Genomic DNA, 24700 nt, shown 5'->3' with positions numbered 1-24700 from the left:
CTTTGTTTGCTCACTATTTTGTCAAAACAGTGCATATTTAAAAAATGAGGTTACTTATCTAGCCTAGCTAAGTAAATGACAAATATGAAAAAAGCGAAGCCTGCGTACAGAACTTCGCTTAAACGGTTTTTATTAAAACTGTTTTCGTTTGCTTTAATTAGCTAACTTTAATTAACTCAACCGAACCATCTTCACGTACTTCAGCCATATGGCCAGAAGGCTCTTCCATCAATAGTAGCGTTGCAAAACCAAGTACAGCTGTTGCAGCAATTACCAAGAAGAAAGTTGAAGGTTCAACCATTGAGAAAATTGTTAAGTAAGTTACCGCACCCACATTACCGTAAGCACCTGTCATACCAGCGATTTGGCCAGTTAAACGACGTTTGATTAATGGTACTACCGCAAATACCGCACCTTCACCCGCTTGTACGAAGAATGAACAAGCCATAGCAGCAACAACTGCTACCCATACAGGCCATGTTGCGTCAATTAAGCTCATTACGAAATAACCAACGGCTAAACCGGCAGTTAAGATAAGTAATGTTCTCTTGCGGCCAAATTTATCAGAAATTAAACCACCACCTGGGCGAGACATTAAGTTCATGAATGCGTAAGCAGAAGCAACCATACCTGCAACAACAGCGGATAAACCAAAGGTTTCAGCAAAGAATAACGGCAACATTGAAATAACTGCTAATTCAGAACCGAAAGTTGCAAAGTATAGGATGTTTAACACAGCTACTTGTTTAAATTTATAACGTTGAATTTCTGGAACTGGTTTAACAAAAATTTCGCGGTTAACGTCGTATGCTTTGTATGTATCAATAACAAACAATAAAACTAGCCCAACATAAGCTAAAACAGCTGCAGTTTCAGAGATTAAAGACACACCATTTGGAGAAAGTTTCCATGTTAACAATGCTAGTGCAAAGTACATAGGAAGCTTCATTACGATTAAGAAAGCAAAATCACCTTTGCTGGTTACTTCCATACCACCAATATTTTTCGGACGGAAATAAGTTGACCCCTTAGGCGTATCACTTACCGTATTGTAGTAAACAAAAGACCAGAAAATACAGATTACACCAGTAGATGCAATTGCGTATCTCCAACCGTCATCACCACCAATCCATAAAGCTAATACAGGCAAAGTGAAAGATGCAGCAGCAGAGCCGAAATTACCCCAACCACCATAGATACCTTCAGCAGTACCTAATTCATTATGTGGGAACCACTCACTCACCATACGAATACCGATTACAAAACCCGCACCGATAAAACCTAGTAATAAACGAGATAACGCTGCCATTTCGAAAGTGGTCGAAAAAGCGAACATAAAACATGGAAAAGCACAAGTGAACAATAAAGCAGAATAAACACGACGAGGGCCGAATTTATCTGTCAACATACCAATAATGATACGCGCAGGAATGGTTAACGCGACGTTTAAGATCAATAAGGTTTTAGCTTGAGAAGCCGTTAAACCCAAAGAATCTTTAATCGCGCCTAACAACGGAGCATGGTTAAACCAAACTACGAAGGTAATAAAGAATGCAATCCATGACATATGGAGTACTTTCATTTTCCCCTGCAAGGAGAAAATATTAAACTTAGTGTCTTTATCCACGTTTACACCTCAAAATTTTAAAAAGAATTAGGTTGCCGACCCGAAAGTCGGCTTGTTACTACTTAGAGGGTAAGTAACAAAAAAACGGTTACGCTTGTAACTGGACAACATCACCTTCAACACGAACTTGGTATGCTTTAACCGAGTTCTCAGGTTCTTCCAAGCACTCGCCTGTTTCTAAACAGAAGTGTTGTTTGTATAAAGGCGAAGCAACTACCAGCCTGCCTTTAATGTCGCCAATAATGCCGCGTGATAAAACATTTGCTTTACCAATCGGGTCGAAGTTTGAAATGGCATGTACTTTTTGCTCTTTCCCGTCTAAGAAAATCGCCACTTGCTCACCATTATGTAATGCACAAACACCCGTGTTTGCAGCCAAGTCAGTCAATTTACAAATATCTTTCCATTCGCTCATGTTCGTCACCTTAAACTAGTTCAACTGTTTCGATTTCTACACCTTTTGCCTGCTTCTGACGCTCTTCGTCAGTCGCGATGCGACCTTTGGCCTGACCACGCATTTCAACATAAGCTAAGTTGTCATCGGTTAAGTCTGAGTTAATAAAGTGAGCAAAACGTTTTAAGCGCTCAGGGCTATTTAGTGTTTTCTTCCACTCACACTCGTAAGTGTCGATAACACGTTGCATATCTGCTTCTAATTCTTCACAGATACCTAATTTATCTTCAACGATAACTTCGTGTAAGTACTCTAAACCACCTTCTAAGTTATCCATCCATACTGAGGTACGTTGTAACTTGTCTGCGGTACGGCAATAAAACATTAAGAAACGGTCGATGTACTTAAGTAATGTTTCATCATCTAGGTCTTGCGCGAATAAATCTGCGTGGCGAGGTTTCATACCACCATTACCACATAGGTATAAGTTCCAACCTTTATCAGTAGCGATTACACCAACATCTTTACCTTGTGCTTCAGCACATTCACGGGTACAACCAGAAACAGCCATTTTTAATTTATGCGGAGAACGTAAACCTTTGTAACGCATCTCTAAGTTAACGGCCATTGAAACAGAGTCCAACATACCGTAACGACACCAAGTAGAACCAACACAAGATTTAACTGTACGTAATGATTTACCGTAAGCGTGACCAGTTTCGAATCCTGCCTCGACTAAACGTTCCCAGATTGGCGGAAGTTCGTGTAATTGCGCACCAAAGAAGTCGATACGCTGACCACCGGTAATTTTGGTATATAGACCAAAGTCACGGCCTACTTCACCTAATACAATTAATTGCTCAGGGGTAATTTCACCGCCCGCAATACGCGGAACAACAGAGTAAGTACCGTCACGTTGCATGTTCGCTAAGAAAACATCATTGGTGTCTTGTAAACCTATGTGTTTGTCATCTAACACATATTCGTTCCAATGTGTTGCCAGCATTGAACCAATTGCAGGTTTACAGATTTCACAACCTCGACCTTGACCATACGATTCGAGTAATTCATCAAAAGACTTAATGCCTTTAACACGGATAATGTCGAAGATTTCTTGACGAGTGTAAGAGAAATGCTCACAAAGGCTGTCATCAACCTCAACACCCATTTCGGTTAACGCTGCGTTCATAACTTGAGTTGTCATCGCGGCACAACCACCACAACCCGTTACCGCTTTAGTACATGATTTAATACCGGCTAAATCAGTGCAACCGCCTTTAACTGCTTCAAAAATATCGCCTTTTGTTACGTCGTGACATGAACAAATTTGCGCGCTGTCAGGTAATGCATCTACACCTAGTGCCGGAGCCGCACCATCGATAGAGGGTAAAATTAACGCTTCTGGCGAACCAGGAATTTCGATGTCGCCTAACATCATTTGCAATAAGTTACCGTAGGCTTCTACATCACCGACCAATACAGCGCCAATTACTTTTTTGTTGTCAGCAGATACTACCAAACGTTTGTACACACCCGCATGGCCATCTGCATAGGTATAACTTAAACAACCAGGGGTACGAGCTTGCGCATCACCGATACTTGCAACGTCAACACCTAACAATTTAAGTTTGGTACTCATGTCAGCGCCTTCGAACGCTAAACCACCGCCTGTTATGTGCGAAACCGCAACTTTAGCCATATTGTAACCAGGCGCAACAAGACCAAATATTTTACCGTCCCAAAGCGCACACTCACCAATTGCGTAAACGTCTTTTGCTGAAGTTTGGCAATAGTTATCAATAACAATACCACCGCGAGGACCGATTTCGATATCAAACTGACGCGCTAATTCGTCTTGCGGGCGAATACCAGCAGAGAATAAGATCATATCCGTTTCAATATGGCTACCATCAGCAAAGTTCATGCGGTAACGACAAGTTTCACCAGCTACAATCTCAGTGGTGTTTTTCTCTGTGTGAACACTCACACCCAACTCTTCAATTTTAGAACGAAGTAATTGACCACCTCCTTCATCTAACTGAACAGCCATTAAGCGTGGTGCAAACTCAACAACGTGAGTTTCTAAACCTAAGTTTTTAAGGGCGTTTGCCGCTTCTAAACCTAATAAACCACCACCAACTACAACACCCACTTTACTCACTTTAGCAGAAGCAGTCATGCCTTCTAAGTCTTCGATGGTACGGTAAACCAAACAGTGTTCTTGGTCTTTACCTGGAATTGGTGGCACAAATGGATATGAACCAGTTGCTAAGATTAGTTTGTCGTAAGATTCTTCTCGACCACTTTCTGTCACGACTTTTTTGTTAGCGTGGTCAATGTTAACGACCTTGTCACTTACAATAAAACGAACGCCGTTTTCATCATAATAATCAGGAGACGTCAGCATTAACTCATCTACTGTTTTACCAGCAAAGTAATATGAAAGCTGTACACGGTCATATGCTAGACGCGGCTCTTCGGAAAAAGTAACTACTTCGTATTGGTCGTAATCTGGGTGTTCAATCATATTTTCGATGAACTTGTGACCCACCATACCATTACCAACAACAATAATTTTTTGCTTGCTCATTATTTACCCTCTATTAAGCTGACAACTGCGTCCATTCAGAATTTTCATTGGTGAGTGAACCAAACCAATGAAGCGATTCTGCTAATTCAACCACTTGGCCAACCACCACTAACGTAGGAGTTTGCAACTTATATTGCTTAGCCAATTGTTCTAAATTAGACACTGTCCCTGTAAATACCCTTTGCTCTTTGCGGCAACCATTTTCAATCAGCGCTGCTGGTGTGTCAGCTGCCAAACCGTGAGCAACAAGCTGCTGGTGAATTTCCGGCAACTTGCTTAATCCCATATAAAAAACCAATGTGTGATTAAGACGAGCTAATGCTTGCCAATCAATGTTTAACGTTTTTTCTGCATGTGCAGTTACGAAAGTACAAGCTTGTGACAAACCACGATGCGTGACTGGAATACCTGAGTAGCTTGCTGCACCAATACCTGAGGTAACACCTGGTACAACTTCAACTTCAATTCCAACTTGTTTAAGCACTAACATTTCTTCGCCACCGCGACCAAATACAAACGGGTCGCCGCCTTTTAAACGGCAAATGTTAAAGCCTTTTTGTGCTTTTTCGACGAGAAGTTCGTTGAGCTTTTCTTGAGGAATGCAATGATTGCCCATTGCCTTACCAACATAAAAAGCTGGAGTAGAGGCAGGAAACAAACTGCGAATATCTTCACTGACCAAACGGTCGTATAAAATAATATCGGCTGTTTGAATACATCTGAGTGCCTTAATAGTGAGCAGATCTGCGTCACCTGGACCGGCACCTACCAGAGAAACTTTACCAACACCACTGTCTTGTTTTACTAACTTAAACATCTTTGCACAAGCTGAGTAACTAAATCGATAACCTTAAAATGCAAGAGGGGTGCCAACCAATAAAAATCATTCAATATTTTTAATTAACCACTGATTTATATAGGTTTTTATTTCAACACTCGCTATATAAAGCAATTTTTTCAGCTACACTAACTTAGATTCCCTTTAGTTTTACGGGTCTATTTCCCTTTTTAGAAGCAGGTTGCACTACAAGTGCACCCAAATAGACCAAACCAATACCATTAATACCAATTAGGCGAGCACCAAAGGAGTGCACCACCAAACCGCATATAGCAAAACAGCAGCCGAAGCTGCTGTTTAAAAGGAACAATCCTTGTTTTTGATTGTAATTCTTTAATGTAAATGCTTAGAACTTGGTTTCAACCCAAACCCATAGTTTGTCTACGTCAACACCAAAACCATCAGCACTATAGCTTGAGTATTTAATACCAGTGCCATATCCAGCAATCTTAGTTGCAACAACTAAGTCGAGCTCTGAACCATAGTCGATTGAACCTTCATCAGAAGTAAAGTCATGGTAGAAAGCTTTAACTGCTACACCACCTACCTTGGTTCCAGCGAATGCGTAGGTATCAACTAAGCCATTTTTTAAACCACCAGAACTAAATGTAGGGACCAAGAATACATCGGCAAAACCATTGAATTTATGTAAAGTCGCTAAAGGTGTCGCGAAGTTAGCCATACCATCATCCGAGCCCAAAGTTTCTTGACCTAATTTAAAAGTGAAGCCTGAAACTGTTGCACCTAACTCTAATGCCATGTAACTAGTGTCATTACCTTTGTTGTTATCTTGAATAGCGTATTCAGCCATATAAGAAACTTTAAAGTCTGTACCAGTTGCACCAGTAAAACTGACACCATAAGTATCTAAGTCTTCACGACCTGCTGGATCCGGGTCAATTTGATAACCGTACGCTACCAATTTACCTAAATCTGTTTTATAAGAAAGGTTTAATAAGATATCGCTTGAATCAACATCAGCAGTTTCTGCGAAAATGCGGTTATGCTTATATACGTAAGATACGTTTGCACCAAAAGCACCTGAATTATATTGAAGGTTTAAGGCATCAAAAGTTTGTCTATCTTGTCTCCAACCAACATGACCGACATGGCGATGACCATCTAAAGTTAAAACTTGACGACCTAACTTAGCTGAGAAATCTCCAGATTTAAAACCAAGGTAACCTTGTTCTAGCTCAGTTACTTCTGGATCAGGAATGCCGGCAGCGTCGTCTTGGCCTAATACATAACGCACATCTTCAAATTCGATATGACCGTATAAGCCAGAAACGTCAGCTGTTTTGTAGCCGATACGGGTTCTAAAAGATAATAGAGAGCCGTCGGTCGCGTCGTTAGACTCATAACGTAGGCGGAAATCACCTGACGCTTTGCCTTCTTTTAACGCTTCAGCTAAAGAATCTGCAGCCATTGCAGAGGTAGACATAAATCCAGCGCTTAATACAGATGCTAGAGTTAATGCTAGTTTAGATTTTTTAAGTTCCATAGGTCACTCCCAAATAACAATATAAAAAATTCGTTTCTTGAAAGTGATGTTGGATGCTCAGACGCACAGCTAGATTAAGCTAACCTAGTTATTGTTGTCAACAGATTTTAAATAATATTTTCTTTATTTTTCAAATCTTTAGGATAAAAACAGGAAGCAAGCACTAACCTATTGGCCAGCGCTTGTTAGGTATGGATTTGCGAATGTGTTAGCCCAGTGGCCAAGTTGCACTTCTGTGCTGCCAAATATTTTTAGCTTGTTGTATTGCCTCGTCGACCGTTGCTACTGCATCAGTTGTTAATAAAAATATTGCTAATGTGCCAATTACAGCTTGCTCTGCATAGTTGTTATCAACTTGATTTAACCAAACCTGTTGTAATTGCACCAAATCTAACGCTCGTGGTTTGATTTGCCAGCTTTCCAACAAGGCTGGCATTTTAAGCTCGCCTTTATTGCCTTGTTTGAAATAATGCAGTGTCGCATCGCGTTCAGGATTGAATTCAACTTCGCCGCCTTCCCCACGAAAGCACACTACACTAGTATCATTGCACATTTGTGCTGCATCAACATGACGTATATCAAAGTTTCTATGATGCACGCCATGTAAACTGTGTTTTGCCTTACTAGGATTCAACATTCGTGCCAACGTGTTAGCAGCTGAGCGCAAACCAAATAAAGCGCGTAATTGAATGAGTTTATCTAGTGGTTTATTTAAATCGGCCAGCTCAACATAACAAAAACCAAACTGATTTAGCTGTTGTTCTGCACTTTGTTTATTTGTTGCAGGCTCAATACCAAAAAACTGCAATGCTTCTTTTATATACAAGCGCTGTGACTCTGGTTCCGCTGTGCCATGAATAAATACTCTGCGTCCTGACTGTGCAAATGCCATTACGGCCAATAAAAACCAGGGTAGATGGCGGCGTTTACCTGCATAACAGCCTAAGTCCAAATCTATATTTAGTTCAGTGAATTCGCTTTGCACTGTTGTGCGGCATGCTTCGACAAAGCCTGCAAGTTCTTCAGCGGTTTCTTCACGCACACGCATTAACATTAAAAATGCGCCAAGTTGTTCTGGGCTCACTTTATCTTCTAGCATTTGTTGCATGGCATCAAATGCTTGTTCTTTGTTAAGCATCTCCCCTGCCCTTTGCCCGCGGCCAACCATTTTTATATATTGTTTAAATTCTGTTTGCATAGCTAACCTCAATTAAGTCTGTGCGTTTGTTGGTTATTTTACGTCAATGGGCGTGCAAAAGTAGAGCTTATATGCGAGTTTTTTAGTTGCTATAATGTCTCGATACATAGGTTTTACTTTACTTAGACGCGCCAATACATATGCAAATACTTTTTTAAGTTTTGAGTTGGCGTGTGTAAAACGAACTTTCATCTGGTTAAATAAAATGACTGTTGCGTAGCGACATCGAACAGAAATACGGTGGATGGGTGTGTCTTGAGCAAAACTTCACAAAACAGGGATGTTTTGTGCGAGCGAGCCACGGACGGCCTTGAAGCGTTTTTGCGAGAGATTCCCCATTTACCTTATTGAGCATAAGTGCACTAACTTGCAGCAACTAGCCTAATAACTAAAACCAGCAGGGTATGAACACAAAAGGAAGGAAATTAAAGCGCAATATCCAGAACAATATTGCGCTATATCACTACCGTTTACTAGCAGCTTTTACAATGGCTTTTAATTAAACCACTTAAATCAGTTTTACATGAACCACAATTGGTGCCGCATTGTAAGCGATCACCCAACTTCTCAACAGTATCGTCACCATAATCAACAATAGCTTCGATAATTTGTTTCTCACCCACTTTAAAACAGCTACAAATTTGACGACCTTTAGCCACTTCAGGAGTTGGTATGCCCGAAACAAGTGCTTTTAGCTCTTCGCGATCAAACACCTGCAACATAAATATTTCACTTAACCAACTCATATCCTCGGTAAATGGCGTCGCTTGAATATAACAAACAAACTCTAACTGTCCCTGGGTATAACAAACAACTTTAAATGACTTATCGTTATTGTTTTCAACCCGCAACCACTCGCCTTCAGCTGCAGTATGTTTTTGGCACCAATCTAACCAGTCATTTACCTCTCCTTGACCAGCAAACAACAACTGCTCACCCGCTTGGTTTGGCGCTTTCGACCAATATTCAGTGTTTGCTTGCATAGCGTGGCGACTATAGGCAACTGCATAAAAATCAGCTTGATAGGCCTCAATAGCGACGGCTGCGTGTTTAAGCTCAGGTTGACCTGAAATTGGGTCAACTACAGGGGCAAATAAACGGTTAATATTCGCTTGCGACGCAAACTGCTTGTTCCAATGCATGGGCACAAAAACGTCACCTTTGCGTTGGCCTGCATCAAGTTGAACACGCAATAGTGCACGTCCAAATTTCGAGGTTAACTGGGCAATTTGACCATCAACCAAATTGAGCTTTTCAGCATCAGCTGGATGAATTGCCACAAATGCCTCAGAAACATGCGCGGTCAATTTTGCAGCTTTACCAGTGCGGGTCATTGTATGCCATTGATCACGCACACGACCTGAGTTACAGACAAATGGATAATCTTTACAAGTTTGTTGTACCGGTGCTTTCGCTTCGGTTGTAATAAACTGAGCTTTGCCCGATTTAGTATAAAAACGACCGTTTTCAAACATACGCGCACAGCCGTTCGGGTTTTCACGATTGACTGGCCATTGAATTGGACGCAACTTGTCGTATTCAGCTTCGGATAACCCAGCCAATCCAGTGATATCAAAATCTCGGCTGCCGTTATTTTCATAACCTGATAAACGCGCATGTTCATCAAAGATTTCAGCCGGGTGGCCGAATTTAAACCCTGACGCAAAACCCATTGCTTTAGCAACATCACAAATAATTTGCCAGTCGTGTTTTGCTTGGCCAGATGGTGGCATAATACCACGTTGGCGAGAAATTCGACGCTCAGAATTGGTTACTGTACCGTTTTTCTCTGACCAACCTGTTGCTGGTAAACGCACATTAGCCCACTCAGAAGTATCAGTATTTTCATTACAATCAGACACCACAACCAATGGACAATCTTTTAGTGCCTGAGCGACTTCGTTACCGTTTGGCAAGCTTACAACAGGGTTGGTTGCCATAATCCAAATGGCTTTAATTTCACCACTTTTCACTTTAGCAAACATATCAACCGCTTTTGAACCGACTTGCTCTGGTATTCTTGGCGAACGCCAAAAGGTTTGCACATATTCACGGTGTTGTGGGTTGCCAATGTCCATATGCGCAGCTAGCATATTCGCTAAACCACCAACTTCACGGCCACCCATAGCATTAGGTTGACCCGTGATCGAAAATGGACCACTGCCTTTTTTACCAACTTTACCAGTGGCTAAGTGACAATTAATAATTGCGTTACATTTATCAGTGCCTTGCGATGACTGATTGACCCCCATGCAATAAAAGGTAATTGCAGTTGGGCTTTTCGCAAACCACTGATAATAAGTTGTCACTTGCTCAAGTGGCAAATCACAATACTCAGCGACCCGCTCAATCGTCCATTGTTGGCTATTAGCAAGTGCTGTTTCAAAACCTTCGGTAAAACTATTTACATAATTTTGATCAATACAATCATGTTGATGTAAGTAGTTTAATAAACCGTTAAACAAGGCAACATCGCTGCCCGGTTTAATTGCAATATGTAAGTCTGCCAACTCTGTCGTTGCACTTTGGCGAGGATCAATCACCACGACTTTCATATCAGGGTTTAACAGCTTTGCTCGCTCCATACGCTGGAACAACACAGGGTGTGTCCAAGCGGCATTTGAGCCTGTTAAAACCAATAAATCTGTATCTTCTAAATCTTCGTAATTACACGGAACAGTGTCCGAGCCAAATGCACGTTTGTAACCAGCAACAGCTGACGACATACACAAACGAGAGTTGGTATCTATATTGGCACTGCCTATGTAACCTTTCATCAATTTATTCGCGACATAATAGTCTTCAGTTAATAACTGACCTGACACATAAAACGCGACGGCTTGTGGACCGAATTCTTCAATAACTTTATTGAAGCCACTCGCAACATGGTTAATTGCTTCATCCCAAGAAACTTGTGAATCTCCTATCATAGGCTGCAGTAATCGCCCAGATACATCATTCGTTTCTAAAACGGATGAGCCTTTAACACATAAACGCCCATAATTGGCGGGATGTTCTGAAGAACCTGTCACTTGAGTTAGCGCCTGCCCATCAACTTTTACGTCGATACCGCATCCAACACCACAATACGGACAAGTGGTTTGTTTCAATTTTACTGCTGTTTTGTTCATCAAATTCTTACCTAAATTTGGTTAAGTTTCCGCCATTGGAACACTTAACATAAACACTCAAGAATAGGTTCTTCATGACTGCCCGCCATCGGGAACACACTATAAAATGCAACACCCATACCAACTTTATAAGACAGTGTTTTTAAAGGCTTTTATCCGAAACGCGCTCTAAAAAACATTAATTTGGTATTCTTAATATGGTGTTTATAAATGCGAATGCACCAAAAAGAATCACTAATCTTGACTATATTTACCAAATAAAACTAAGCGGATTGAACCATCCAAGGGCAAAACTAAATTTAGTCTAGCCATTCAATCAGTTTAGCAACAAAAACGCAGCCAGTGGCTGCGTTATTACTCGAGATGCTAACAGGCCCTAGGGCCTGTTTATCTTTGTATTATTTTTCAGCAATAGGCTATTTTAATCATTAAAAAGATAAATAGGTCCTAATGACTTATACTTCGACAGCTAAATTTGCAAGCTCAAGGTCAATTACATTTTGCACCATGCCAACACATGTACCACAGCTTGAACTTGCACGTGTTCTCGTTTTAATCGCCTCAACTGTATCACAACCGTCGCGCACAGCTTCGGCGATCGTACCTTTAGTCACCATATTACATAAACAAACAAAACTTGAATCGGTCATATTGAGCGCTGGGTTAACTGGCTCACCTTGGAGCATTGGGACAATTAATGATTCAGGCGTATCTTCCAATTCTAGTTGTTGAAGGTGAAATTGGAGTAAATTGTCGTATTCAGAGGTATCACCGATCAACACCGCACCAATAAGGTGCTTTTGATCTGCATCCGTTACCACTTTCTTGTATATACCCTGTTGCGGGTTTTCATAACAGAAAGTCACTGAATTTGGTGTACGTGCGTGTGCATCACCAATTGAACCAACGGCGACCCCCATTAGTTTTAGTTTGGTGCTCATGTCTGCACCAGCAAATGTAAAATCACCGCCGATAATGTGTGATACCGCAGCACGAGCCATGGTGTAACCCGGTGAAACTAAGCCAAAAATACGGTTTTGCCACAAAGCACACTCACCAATTGCATAAATATCTGCATCAGATGTTTGACAATGATCATTAATTACTATGCCACCACGTTCGCCAATTTGAATGTCAAAGTCGCGCGCTAGTTGATCTTGCGGGCGAATACCAGCTGAAAACAAAACTAAATCAGTTTCTAAAATCGAACCGTCTGCAAACTCTAGTTTATGCACACAAGTATCACCGTCCACAATTTGTTTAGTCGCTTTTTCGGTATGTACCTCTACGCCTAATTCTTCAATTTTTGCTTTTAGTGCACGGCCACCACCAATATCAATTTGAGTCGGCATTAATTGAGGCGCAAACTCGATTACGTGAGTTTTTAAGCCTAACTGTTTTAGTGCATTAGCTGCTTCTAAACCGAGCAAACCACCACCAACAACTAAACCAACTTTGCACTTTTCGGCTGCGGCTTTAATGTCATCTAAATCTTCAATTGTGCGGTAAACAAAACAATTTTCACGCTCTTTACCTGGAATTGGAGGAACAAATGGGAAAGAACCAGTCGCTAAAATCAACTTGTCATACTCAAGGGTCATCCCTTGTTCAGTTGTAACCGTTTTATTGATTTTATCTATGTTGGTAACTTTACTATTGGTGTAAAAATTTACACCAACTGATTGATAGTAAGCTTCTGATGTTAAAGATAAATCTTCGGCACTTTTGCCAGCAAAATATTCAGATAAATGCACTCGGTCGTACGCCAACCTAGGCTCCGCTGACAATACGCTAATTTGGTATTCTTGTTCAGTTTGATTTACTAATTGATCGACAAAATGATGACCAACCATGCCGTTACCAACAACAACGACACGTTGTTTAGAAGTTTGTTGAGTTGTCAAAATACTCTCCTCCAACCTGCTTATAAAAAGCAGAAAAGCCGACAAAGCGGCTTTTCATGACCCACAGTGATGAAGGTATTGTTGCAGGAACTATGCCACTTCCTGACCTTTTTTGGTGCTTGGCGCTTTTTTAGTGGCAACCGACTCTACTTTTTTCTGCTTTTCATACAAGAAAGTAAGCACTTCGTGACGGTAATGATTGTACTGTGGATTATCTGCTAAGGCTAAGCGCTCACGCGGTCTTTCTAAATCAACATTCAGTACTTCACCAACCGTTGCGGCTGGGCCATTAGTCATCATCACAATCCGATCAGACAATAATACTGCTTCGTCAACATCATGAGTGATCATGATAACTGTATTACCTAACTCTTGATGAATTTCCATTAGCGAGTCTTGCAAATGGGCACGCGTTAATGCATCCAATGCACCAAAAGGTTCATCCATTAACAAAACTTTTGGCTGCATTGCTAAAGCACGTGCAATACCCACGCGCTGCTTCATACCACCTGAAATCTCATCTGGACGTTTATGCGCAGCGTGTGTCATATGAACAAGCTCAAGATTATGGTTTACCCAATCTTTCATCTCTTGTTTGCTCATTTTGTTTTTAAATACTTGTTTAACAGCTAATTCAACATTTTCATATGCAGACAACCAAGGCAATAAAGAGTGGTTTTGGAATACAACCGCTCGCTCTGGGCCTGGCTCGTTTACTTCTTTATTATCGAGTAACACACCACCAGTAGTTGCTTGATACAAACCCGCTACGATATTGAGTACAGTTGATTTACCACAACCTGAGTGGCCAATCAGTGAAACGAATTCACCTTTGGCTATTTTAAGGTCAACTTCTTGTAGCGCACAAAATGGTCCTTTTGGTGTAGGAAATTCTATACCAACTTTTGTTAGTTCTAAGTGTTTTGCATCTAGGTTATTCATTGTTCTTGCTCCAAAATCTGTTTCTTTAAAATTCAATATTTGTGTTGTTAGTGTTTATCTGAGAACCGCGTTTCTAATGTTTATCTAAGAACTGCGTTCTTATCCCAACTAACAAACTTTTGAACCATCAACATAATGCGGTCGAGCAAGAAGCCAATGACACCAATCACTAATACCGCAACCATAATTCGAGCTAACGAATCAGAGCTACCATTTTGGAATTCATCCCAAACAAACTTGCCTAAACCTGGATTTTGCGCCAGCATTTCTGCTGCAATCAATACCATCCAGCCTATACCAAGTGATAAACGTAAACCCGTGAAGATCATAGGAATAGATGAAGGTAAAACAATTTTAAACACATGGTCTAACTTGTTTAAGCGTAATACTCGGCTAACGTTAACTAAATCAGAGCTGATGTTTGATACACCAACAGCTGTGTTAATCAGAGTTGGCCATAAACAACATAAAGTAACTGTAAACGCTGAAGTTAAAAACGATTTTGAAAACATTGGGTCGTCAGTTACATAAACTGCACTCACCACCATAGTTACAAGCGGCAACCATGCTAATGGTGATACAGGTTTAAAAATCTGGATTAACGGGTTTATTGCTGCATAAGCTTTTTCACTTAAACCACACAAGATACCAATTGGTACAGCTATTAAAGATGCTATTAAGAAACCAATCATAACCGTATATAAACTGGTCCATATTTGGTCGAAGAAAGTTGGTTTGCCTGTATAAGGGCGAATTTTTGCCTCGTAACTAGGATCCACTTTCATACGCGCTTCGTTTCTTTTTTGTTGGCGCTCGTAGAATTTTTCAGCTTTTTCACGTTCAGTAAAGTGCTCGCTGACTAGTGTGGTAGTCTGTTCATACACTTGTGCAGGGCCAGGGAATTGACCCAATGAGGTATCAATATTTTTTGCTGTGGCACTCCACAATAGTAAAAATACAATCAAACCGATAAAAGGCAACAACATCGCCATGACGATTTGTTTGCTTTTTTCATTGCCAAAACTGCTAATGGTCTTTTTTAGCTCTAGCACGCTTACTTTATTCATGGTTGCTTCTTTCATAATGTCTCCTACTAACTACGCTGTTTGTTTGGCGGCGACAGCTCTGCCACCGCCTGTTCTAGAGAGCGATTAAAGTTTAGTGTCGCCTTTCAAACCAATTTTGAATTTCTCAAGGTATGCATTTGGTTTAGTACCGTCGTACACAACTTTGTCGATAAATTCTTTTTGTGGTGGTTTAAAGCCAGTTTCAGTTTTGAAGTTAGGGAAGTCTTTCGCATCAGCTTTGCCTTCTTTAATCAATGCTTGAGCTGCAATTGAATAAATGTCAGGACGGTATACTTTCTTCGCAATATCCAAGTACCAGCTATCAGGCTTAGCTTCTTCGATTTGACCCCAACGACGCATTTGCGTTAAGTACCAAACAGCATCTGAGTAGTAAGGATAAGTTGCGTTGTAACGGAAGAATACGTTGAAATCAGGTACATCACGTTTGTCACCTTTTTCGTATTCAAAAGTACCTGTCATAGAGTTAGCTATAACGTCGTAATCCGCACCAACATATTGGCTCTTAGATAAAATTTTCACAGCTTCAGGGCGGTTAGCATTGTTGTTTGCATCTAACCACATTGCTGCACGAATCATAGCTTTAACTACACGTACATGGGTGTTAGGGTATTTCTCAGCCCAGGTTTTTGATACGCCAAATACTTTTTCAGGGTTGTCTTTCCAAATCTCGTAGTCAGTGATAACTGGTACACCAATACCTTTAAATACGGCTTGTTGGTTCCATGGCTCACCTACACAGTACCCATAAATTGTACCGGCTTCTAATGTCGCTGGCATTTGTGGTGGTGGGGTTACACTTAATAGTGCTTCAGCTTGAATGTTGCCGCTCGTGTCACCTTTATGTGGTGCATAATAACCTGGGTGGATACCACCCGCAGCTAACCAGTAACGTAACTCGTAGTTATGAGTAGACACTGGGAATACCATACCCATGTTGAATGGCTTACCTTCTGCGCGGTACTTGTCAACAACGGGTTTTAAGTAGTCAGCTTTAATTGGATGAACTGGTTTGCCATTCTCGTGTGGAATGTTTTTCTTCATCTGTTTCCAGATATCATTTGATACCGTAATACCGTTACCATTTAAGTCCATGCTAAAGGCCGTAATGATATCTGCTTTAGTACCAAAGCCTATAGTTGCACCTAAAGGCTGGCCTGCCAACATATGTGCACCGTCTAACTGCCCGTCAATTACGCGGTCTAATAAAACTTTCCAGTTTGCTTGAGCTTCTAAAGTTACATACAAACCTTCGTCTTCGAAGTAACCCTTCTCATAAGCAATAGCTAAAGGCGCCATATCGGTTAATTTAATAAAACCAAATTTTAATTCTTCTTTCTCTGGCCAACCGACATCAGCAGCATTTGTTTGTGCAGTGAATAAAGTTGCAGCAATCGACACCGATGCCGCTAAAGTTTTGATACTTGCTTTAATAACAGACGTATTAAATTTCATGTATATCTCCAAAATTTCCCAAAAAAAACCCACTCCTGCTTAGCCTTTAAAAAAGCTTTGCGGGAGTGGGCTTCATCGCCTAATCAAATTGTTTGCCAGCTAACCTGCACTTCTTTGTGATTGGTTTGCTGTGCGTTGTCTTAGTAAATACAATTGCTGTGCCAGAATTAAATAAACCTTAAATAACAAAGACTTAATAAAAACAGGTATTTAAAAGATTAACTTACACGCTCACCTATCCCCAAAATAGTGCGCAAATACATGCTATTTTTACCAAATTAAACAAAATAGTTCGTTTGCCTTGCAACCCTTTTGCGAATGTATTCGTTATAGATTAATTAATGCACTAGAGTCTAACGGCCCACCAGAGAATAAACACAGCAAACCTAAGAGGCGATATATGAAGAATAATTGGCTATTAATTACAGCTCTAACGGCTGCACTGCAACTCACAGCATGTGGTGGACAAGATACCAAAGTAAATATAGATGCTGGCACAAGCGACGAGCAGCCCAAAGATGAAGAAACTGTCAACGAAACGCAACAGAACATTTTACTGATAATTTCAGACGATCAAGGTTTGGATGCCTCTGCACAATATAGCTATTCAACAGATTTACCCAATACCCCAACACTCAACTCACTAGCAAATAAGGGCTTAACCTTTGATAATGCTTGGGTGACACCAGCTTGTACCACTACTCGTGCAGCTATTATCACGGGCAAACATGGGCATAAATCAGGTGTCACCTACGTACCCGCGCCTCTTTCTAGTGCACACACTAGCATTCAAAAATACTTAGCAAACTCTGAGGCATCTAAAAACTATGTCTCAGGTGTTTTTGGCAAGTGGCATATCGGTGGTGGCAATCCTGATGCTAACCACCCAAATGATATGGGGGTAAATTATTACGCTGGTAATTTATCTAACCCTGGTGATTACTATAACTGGACACTCACCATAAACGGTGTACAGTCACAATCAACTGAATACCATACAAGTAAAATTACCGATTTAGCCATAGACTGGATATCAGGGCAAACGAACCCTTGGTTTGCTTGGGTTGCATATTCAGCACCGCACTCACCTTTTCATTTGCCACCCGCGAATTTACATAGCCGTACAGATTTAACCGGCAATCAAGATGATATCAACAATAATAAACGCGATTATTTTCTTGCCGCAATTGAAGCTATGGACAGTGAAATTGGTCGTTTAATAAATTCTATGGATGAACAAACCAAAGCCAATACCACCATTATATTTGTTGGTGACAATGGTTCACCAAAAGCGGTAATTGACCAAGACTATTTTAGAGTAAGCCATGCCAAAGGCACCTTATATCAAGGTGGTATTGCAGTGCCGCTAATCGTTTCTGGTGCAGCGGTCACGCGCCAAGGTGAACGAGAAGATGCATTAATAGAAGGCGTAGATTTGTTTGCCACCATATCAGAACTTGCAGGCAATACAGCTACACAAATAAATGACAGTACAAGTTTTGCGGCTTTATTAAGCCATAATGATGCAGTGCAAGATGCCTATGCTTTTTCAGAATTTGAATCTGACAACGTTACTGGTTGGACTGTGCGAAATCAAACGCACAAATTGGTGCAATTTGAAGATAGCAGTCAACAGCTCTACAGTCTTACAGATAACTTTAATGAAACGAACAACCTCATTGATAACCCGAGTGCCGATGACCAAGCAGCATTAGCTCAGTTGCAAAATTACGCCAATGAGTTGTTAGGTGATGATGGCTCTGTGATTGATATCACGGATGCAATTTTAACTAGAAAAACCGCTAACTGCGCTGACTATGTAGCAGGGTACACGTCAAATGTCACTGACATTAATAACAATAAAAACTTTGTTGGTGATTTAACCATAACAGTGTCGGGCGATAGCTGTATTTTTGCCACCAATGCAATTCCAAACCACGATTTCAACGATGGCGGTACTAGTTTTCCAAATGACGTATCAGAACAAAACGATCAATTCAGCGTGACTGCATCACCAGCTTTCGCAACTCAAACCACAGCATTAAGTTTACGGATTGATAACGCTATTTTGTTAAACGGCGTTAAAGTCGACCTACTCGCTGCCGGTTGTTATGGCATAGGTAATGGCAAAGTTGGCTGTAATGATGACAATCAACCTTGGCGCTATGACCCTATGCATCCAGCCAACGGTTTTAGAGTAGATAGCCACAATGCGCATGCCCAACCTGATGGCACTTATCACTACCATGGTTCGCCATTTGCTTTGTTTGATGATAAAGGAGATGTCGCCTCACCTGTTATTGGGTTTGCCGCCGACGGTTTTCCGATATTTGGTTCTTATTTTGACGACAATGGGATAATTCGCAAAGCTTTATCGAGTTATCAATTAAAACAAGGTAGCCGTCCAAGTGGTGATGGTAACCCTGGTGGCAATTATGACGGTGCGTTTAGAGATGATTATGAGTTTGTACAAGGTAGTGGTGATTTAGATGAGTGTAATGGTATGACAGTTAATGGCGTATACGGCTATTACATTACCGACAATTACCCATATGTGCTCGCCTGTTTTAAAGGCACACCTGATCAGAGTTTTAATAAGTAGCAAAAGTCGCTGCTAGTTTAGTGCATCATGTCCAAGATAGTATATGGAGAATTGCTCGCAAAAACGCTGCAAGTACATCCTTGTAGCGCTCGCACAAAACGTCCCTGTTTTGTGAAGTTTTGTTCGCAACCCATCCATACACTATCTTTCAGCGCTTGATCGCTATGGACATTGGCAGCCATTCACAATATTAGCAGCAGTTCCTTTCCTATAAGCACTAGAGCGATAACTAGGAGCAAAATTTCTTTTTCAGGGGCGAATCAGAACCGAAGCACCGCTTCGCAGTCTGATGAGGTGGAGCCAAGGAGGGCGACAGGGCCTGCCCTTCAAGGATGAATAGTCGGCTCAAGGTTTGTTTGAACCTAGAATGGCGGTTATGCGATAGTTATGCTCTAGTGCTTTGACCATATTGCACGTAACGTCAACGAGTTGCGCTTAAAACACCTCTGCTTTATGCTTAGCGCCCACAAAGGATAAACACCAGCGTACTCAAGCAAATGGCCAATAAAAAATTAAACATCTTAGTTGCTGACGACCAAACGGACATTCTGCGTTCTGCCGAAATTTTGTTTAAATCTGAAGGGTTTAACGTGGTCTGTTGCACAAAGCCAACACAAGTTTTAGCGCAAATAGCTGATCACGACTTTGACCTATTGCTAGTTGATTTAAACTATCAATCAGACACAACCTCTGGAAAAGAAGGCTTAACATTAATCAAAAACATCCGCCAACAAAATGCGCATGTGCCAATTATCGTAATGACAGCTTGGGCATCTGTTGATATAGCAGTAAACGCAATGAAATTGGGTGCAAACGACTTTATTACTAAACCTTGGGACGTAGAGCGTTTATTAAGTATTATCGCTACTCAAGTTGAGCTGGCTCAAACAAAGTTAAAGCAACAAAAATTAGAAAGTGAAAACCGAATTTTACGTAGTGAGCATAATTCAGAACTCGTATGCCAATCTGCCGCCATGCAGCAAATTATTGAGACCTTCAAACGCATTGCACACTCAGATACCAATGTATTGATTACTGGAGAAAACGGCACAGGAAAAACACAGCTGGCGCATATGTGCCATCAACTATCGAGTCGGCATAATCAACCATTTATCTCAATTAACATGGGCGCGTTGGCTGAATCTGTATTCGAAAGCGAAATGTTCGGCCACCAAAAAGGTGCATTTACTGGAGCTGATAACCAACGCATTGGCCGTTTTGAATTAGCTGATGGTGGCACTTTATTTTTAGACGAGATAGCCAACATTAACGAAAAGCAACAAGCAGCTTTATTACGGTTATTGGAAACTGGAGAGTTCGAGCGTGTAGGATCTTCAAAAACACTTAAAGCAGACGTGCGCGTAATTTGTGCAACCAATGCAAATTTACAACAAAAAGTCGATGAAGGTACTTTTAGACAAGATTTATTCTATCGTATAAACACAGTGCCCATCGTAGTACCGCCACTGATAGCTCGACGTGAAGATATTGTTAAACTTGCCGAACACTTTATTCAAAAGTACTCAAACAAATATCAGCGTAAAGATATATCCTTAACACAAAGTAGCAAACAAGCGTTACTAATGTACTCATGGCCAGGGAATGTCCGCGAGCTGCAACACTGTATTGAGCGCGCAATTTTGTTAAGTTCAGAAAAACAAATACAACCAGAAAACTTAGGCTTAACAGCCGACACATATAGTGCTTTAACTACAGCAACAACATCCCCCCAAACAAACACAAATATAGTCAATTATGAGGGCAAAACCTTAGCTGAAATTGAATATCAGATGTTAGATCAAGCTTTGATAAAATATGTGCGTAAGCCTGACGAAGCAGCAAAATCTTTGGGGATTAGCCGCAGCGCCTTTTACCGTAAACTAGCAAAATACGGCTTTGATCTAACATGAATAACAAAACAACCAATCTAAATTTGTGGCAACTAGCAGGGTTTAAGCGTAGTTGGTTATTGGCACTATTTAGCTCACTGCCCGCTTTTATCGCACTAGGTACTTTATTATACGCCGGTAATTACGATATGTTGGAAAGCACAACCATATTCGCGCTGGTATTCTTTCCTTGGTTATTAATTATTACCGCTTACTATTTCAGTGCATTACGTCCGTGGCAGTCGGTGGCAAGTATCTTGATGTCGTTTCGGGAACAAGATTATAGCTTGCGTGCAAAAGTGACGGATAAAGATGATGTAATCAACATAGTGCTGAACGAACTTAATTTTATTTCTGAACAATTAAATACAAACCGCCTCAATGCTGCACAAGCAGAGAAATTATTGGCCAGAGTATTGTCAGAAGTAGATGTAGCTGTACTTGCTTTTGATCAACATGATCAACTGGTTGTTTGCAACCGCTACGCGGCAAATCTTTACAATAAATCGATAAAACAACTGATAGGCTGTGACCAAAACACACTACAACTTAACTTCGCAAAATTAACCGCGCATGCCAGCAGCCAAGAAATTGCCTTTCCACGCAAAAAAAGTCGCTGGTTAGTTAAACACTCAAGCTACCGTCAACAAGGTTTACCTTATCAATTAATATTACTCGCTGACATTGGCAACAACCTAAGAGAGGAAGAACTTGAAGCATGGCGAAAATTAATTCGAATTCTATCCCACGAAATCAATAATGCGTTAACGCCGCTGAAAACCACAGTTGGCAGTATGAATCGCACATTAGCTAAACCAGAGCTTTATGATGGATGGCAAAATGACTTTTCAGAAGGATTAGACATTATCGACAACCGCATCAACAATTTAAATAGGCTGGTTAACAGTTATACTCAACTGGCGAAACAACCAGAACCAATTAAACAAGCAGTTGATATTCAAGCATTGCTCCAACGAATTTGTGCAATTTACCAAACGCAGGGCGTAGAGCTTATCAGCCCAACAAACATACAACTGAACATTGATGAATGCCAAATTGAGCAAGTGCTGGTAAATTTAATTAAAAATGCCATAGAAGCGAACGTCAGCAACCAACCAATTGTTGTTTCGGCCAATGAAGAGCTAAATAAACTCAGCATACAAGTTGATGATCATGGTATTGGTATTGAAAACCCTAACAACATCTTTGTCCCCTACTTCACCACCAAATCATCAGGCAACGGCATAGGTTTAGTATTGTCTAGGCAAATAGTCGAAGCTCATGGTGGTAGCCTAACGCTAGAAAATCATCAAAATACAAGTGGCTGTCGAGCTAAGATAACATTACCGATCTAGAGCGAAAATGGGATGCAAAATCCCATTTTCGCAACTATTCAAGTCCCAATATCGACACCATCCACGCCACAGCAAAACTCAAATTCCATCACTAATAAAAATAAACAAACAAAATCAACCACATAAATTACACTTGAAAAACTGGCATGATGCTTTCAATGCAAGTCTCAAATTTTCAATATTAATTCAAATGCAAACATGGATATAGCAAGGCCAGATCTAGCCAAAAAACACAAAAATAAAACACTAATCGTGGCAATTGCTGGTTTAGTTGCACTGTTAAGCATTGTTAGTTTTCTCTTGTTTTATAGACCAGGTCCATATCAGGTTGATAAAGATCTCGTTTTTATTGGCGAAGTAAAGCAAGGAGAAATGTTGCAACAAATTGGTGGCGTTGGCGTGCTTGAAGCTGCTGAGATTCGCTGGGTATCCGCAGCCACGTCAGGCAGAGTTGAGCGAGTCTTTGTACTAGCTGGCGCGCCTGTGGAACCTGACACAATAATAGTAGAGTTAAGCAATCCCGAACTTATGCAGCAAAAGCAAAATGCACAATTGCAGGTTGAAACCGACCAAGCCAATTTTACTGTTCGCAAAGCTCGTTTAGAGAGCAGTTTGTTACAGAATCAATCAGATCTTACTCGGCTTGAATCAGATTACCAACAAGCTAAATTAAATGCTGAAATTGACAAACAACTACTTGAGCAAGGGTTAGAATCCATTCAAACCAGTCAACGCTCTAGCCTACGCGCCAAACAATTAGCCACTCAACTTGAACTTGAAAAACAACGTTTTGAATTTGCTAAAACCTCAACCCAAGCCGAGATAACAGCGGAGCAAACTCGATTGGCGCAATCAAAAGCTCGGTTAAAATTATTAACATCCCAAGTTGAAGGCTTAGCTGTAAAAGCGGGATACTCAGGATTATTGCAAAAACAAAATTTAAAAGAAGGGGAACGGGTTACCCTTGGGCAAAGTTTAGCGCAAGTGGTTAACCCGAATAGCTTAAAAGCCAGAATACTCATTTCTGAACATCAAGCACAATTATTATCCATTGGCTTGCACGCTCAAATAGATACCTCAAACGGCACAACTTATGGGCAGGTAGCGCGAATTGACCCAAATGTTGAAGCTGGCAATGTCATTGTTGACGTAACCATAACCCATGACTTACCAGCTGGTGCTCGCCCAAATTCAACCATAGAAGCAAGCATTGAAATCAGCCGAATTGACAACACCACTTATGTCAGCCGCCCCATTTTTTCGGAAGCCAACACTCAAGTAGAGGTATTTAAACTGGCAGCCGACAGCAATATTGCCGAGCGAGTAAAAGTATCTTACGGGCGCACTTCAATCGATAAAATTGAAATTATTGAAGGCCTGACAGCTGGTGACCGAATTATCCTGTCGGATACCTCCGAATGGGCCAAACATCAAAAAATAGTCATTAATTAAGGACACATTACAATGAAACAAGACGTTATCCGCATGAAAGGTATCAAAAAAGTTTACCTAACTAACGAATTAGAAACTCACGCGTTGACCAATATTAATTTAACCATTCAACAAGGTGAGTTTGTTTCTATTGCAGGCCCGTCAGGCTGCGGAAAATCAACCTTATTGTCGATTATGGGACTATTAGATAACCCAACGGACGGTGAATACTGGTTAGCTGAACAAGATGTATCGAAATTAACTCAACAACAACAAACATCAATCCGCAATAAAGCAGTCGGTTTTATTTTCCAAAGTTTTAATCTAATTGCAGATATGAATGTTTTTGAAAACGTCGAGTTACCGCTGGTGTACAGCGGCATGGCAAAAAACGAGCGCAAACAACGTGTACTTGAAGTACTTGAGCAAGTACAAATGTCGCATCGCATTAAACATTTACCCAATCAACTGTCTGGCGGACAACAACAGCGCGTTGCTATAGCGCGCGCACTTGCAGGCAAACCCCAAATATTGTTAGCAGATGAACCAACTGGCAATTTGGACTCACACAACGGTGAAAAAGCCATGGAATTACTCGCCGAATTACACGCGCAAGGCACCACTATTTGCATGGTGACACACGATGATAGATACAACAGTTACGCGACCCGCATTATTAACTTATTTGACGGCAGCATAGTAGAAGAAAAAGCAAAATTAGCCGACATTGCATAAGCAAACAAGGATGACAACAA

General features: G+C 40.9%; 15 protein-coding genes and 1 pseudogene. 5 read left to right on the top strand and 11 right to left on the bottom strand.

What is annotated here, in order from left to right; translation table 11 throughout:
• Positions 1–157: 157 nt before the first annotated feature.
• The 11 genes and pseudogenes from DS2_RS02345 to DS2_RS02295 all read right to left on the bottom strand — a co-directional run bounded on the left by DS2_RS02345 (position 158) and on the right by DS2_RS02295 (position 16668).
• On the bottom strand, positions 158–1627 hold the full coding sequence (locus DS2_RS02345) for a NarK family nitrate/nitrite MFS transporter (protein WP_035013005.1): 1470 nt from the start codon (positions 1625–1627) through the stop codon (positions 158–160).
• 88 nt (positions 1628–1715) lie between these two features.
• Entirely contained in the window at positions 1716–2042 is a 327-nt protein-coding gene (gene nirD, locus DS2_RS02340; protein ID WP_035013003.1) for a nitrite reductase small subunit NirD, read from the bottom strand.
• Positions 2043–2052: 10 nt separating this feature from the next.
• Positions 2053–4611, bottom strand: coding sequence for a nitrite reductase large subunit NirB (gene nirB / locus DS2_RS02335; RefSeq protein ID WP_035013002.1), 2559 nt, complete (start codon positions 4609–4611; stop codon positions 2053–2055).
• Between the two features lie 13 nt (positions 4612–4624).
• On the bottom strand, positions 4625–5428 hold the full coding sequence (gene cobA / locus DS2_RS02330; protein WP_035013001.1) for a uroporphyrinogen-III C-methyltransferase: 804 nt from the start codon (positions 5426–5428) through the stop codon (positions 4625–4627).
• Positions 5429–5795: 367 nt separating this feature from the next.
• The gene (locus DS2_RS02325; RefSeq protein ID WP_035012999.1) at positions 5796–6953 is read right to left on the bottom strand and encodes an alginate export family protein; all 1158 of its coding nucleotides are present in this window, start codon (positions 6951–6953) and stop codon (positions 5796–5798) included.
• Positions 6954–7161: 208 nt separating this feature from the next.
• On the bottom strand, positions 7162–8151 hold the full coding sequence (locus DS2_RS02320; RefSeq protein ID WP_035012998.1) for a glycosyl transferase family protein: 990 nt from the start codon (positions 8149–8151) through the stop codon (positions 7162–7164).
• Positions 8152–8624: 473 nt separating this feature from the next.
• Entirely contained in the window at positions 8625–11282 is a 2658-nt protein-coding gene (locus tag DS2_RS02315) for a nitrate reductase (protein ID WP_035012997.1), read from the bottom strand.
• A 458-nt stretch (positions 11283–11740) separates the two neighbouring features.
• A pseudogene (locus DS2_RS02310) lies at positions 11741–13186 on the bottom strand (FAD-dependent oxidoreductase); the annotation flags it as partial.
• 90 nt (positions 13187–13276) lie between these two features.
• A complete protein-coding gene (locus DS2_RS02305; RefSeq protein ID WP_035012996.1) occupies positions 13277–14128 on the bottom strand; it encodes an ABC transporter ATP-binding protein in 852 nt (283 codons plus the stop codon).
• An 80-nt stretch (positions 14129–14208) separates the two neighbouring features.
• Complete coding sequence (locus DS2_RS02300) at positions 14209–15120, bottom strand: ABC transporter permease (protein WP_235188527.1); 912 nt, start codon at positions 15118–15120, stop codon at positions 14209–14211.
• A gap of 159 nt (positions 15121–15279) precedes the next feature.
• On the bottom strand, positions 15280–16668 hold the full coding sequence (locus DS2_RS02295; protein ID WP_035012994.1) for a CmpA/NrtA family ABC transporter substrate-binding protein: 1389 nt from the start codon (positions 16666–16668) through the stop codon (positions 15280–15282).
• Positions 16669–17068: 400 nt separating this feature from the next.
• Here DS2_RS02295 and DS2_RS02290 point away from each other — a divergent pair, with 400 nt between their 5' ends.
• The 5 genes from DS2_RS02290 (at position 17069) to DS2_RS02270 (ending at position 24680) form a co-directional block, all read left to right on the top strand.
• Positions 17069–19270 (top strand): YHYH protein, encoded by a 2202-nt coding sequence (locus tag DS2_RS02290; protein ID WP_035012993.1) that lies wholly within the window; start codon positions 17069–17071, stop codon positions 19268–19270.
• A 497-nt stretch (positions 19271–19767) separates the two neighbouring features.
• A complete protein-coding gene (locus DS2_RS02285; protein ID WP_035012992.1) occupies positions 19768–21180 on the top strand; it encodes a sigma-54-dependent transcriptional regulator in 1413 nt (470 codons plus the stop codon).
• Complete coding sequence (locus DS2_RS02280; RefSeq protein WP_035012991.1) at positions 21177–22514, top strand: sensor histidine kinase; 1338 nt, start codon at positions 21177–21179, stop codon at positions 22512–22514. The genes DS2_RS02285 and DS2_RS02280 overlap by 4 nt, the downstream gene beginning before the upstream one ends.
• A gap of 198 nt (positions 22515–22712) precedes the next feature.
• Positions 22713–23966: an efflux RND transporter periplasmic adaptor subunit gene (locus DS2_RS02275; protein ID WP_035012990.1), complete on the top strand. Its 1254-nt coding sequence runs from the start codon at positions 22713–22715 to the stop codon at positions 23964–23966.
• A 12-nt stretch (positions 23967–23978) separates the two neighbouring features.
• Positions 23979–24680 (top strand): ABC transporter ATP-binding protein, encoded by a 702-nt coding sequence (locus DS2_RS02270; protein WP_035012989.1) that lies wholly within the window; start codon positions 23979–23981, stop codon positions 24678–24680.
• Positions 24681–24700 lie beyond the last annotated feature (20 nt).

Source organism: Catenovulum agarivorans DS-2, from assembly GCF_000568405.1.
Taxonomy (GTDB): domain Bacteria; phylum Pseudomonadota; class Gammaproteobacteria; order Enterobacterales; family Alteromonadaceae; genus Catenovulum; species Catenovulum agarivorans_A.
The sequence above is the reverse complement of the archived record's forward strand: the minus strand, read 5'-3'. Positions and strand labels throughout refer to the sequence as shown.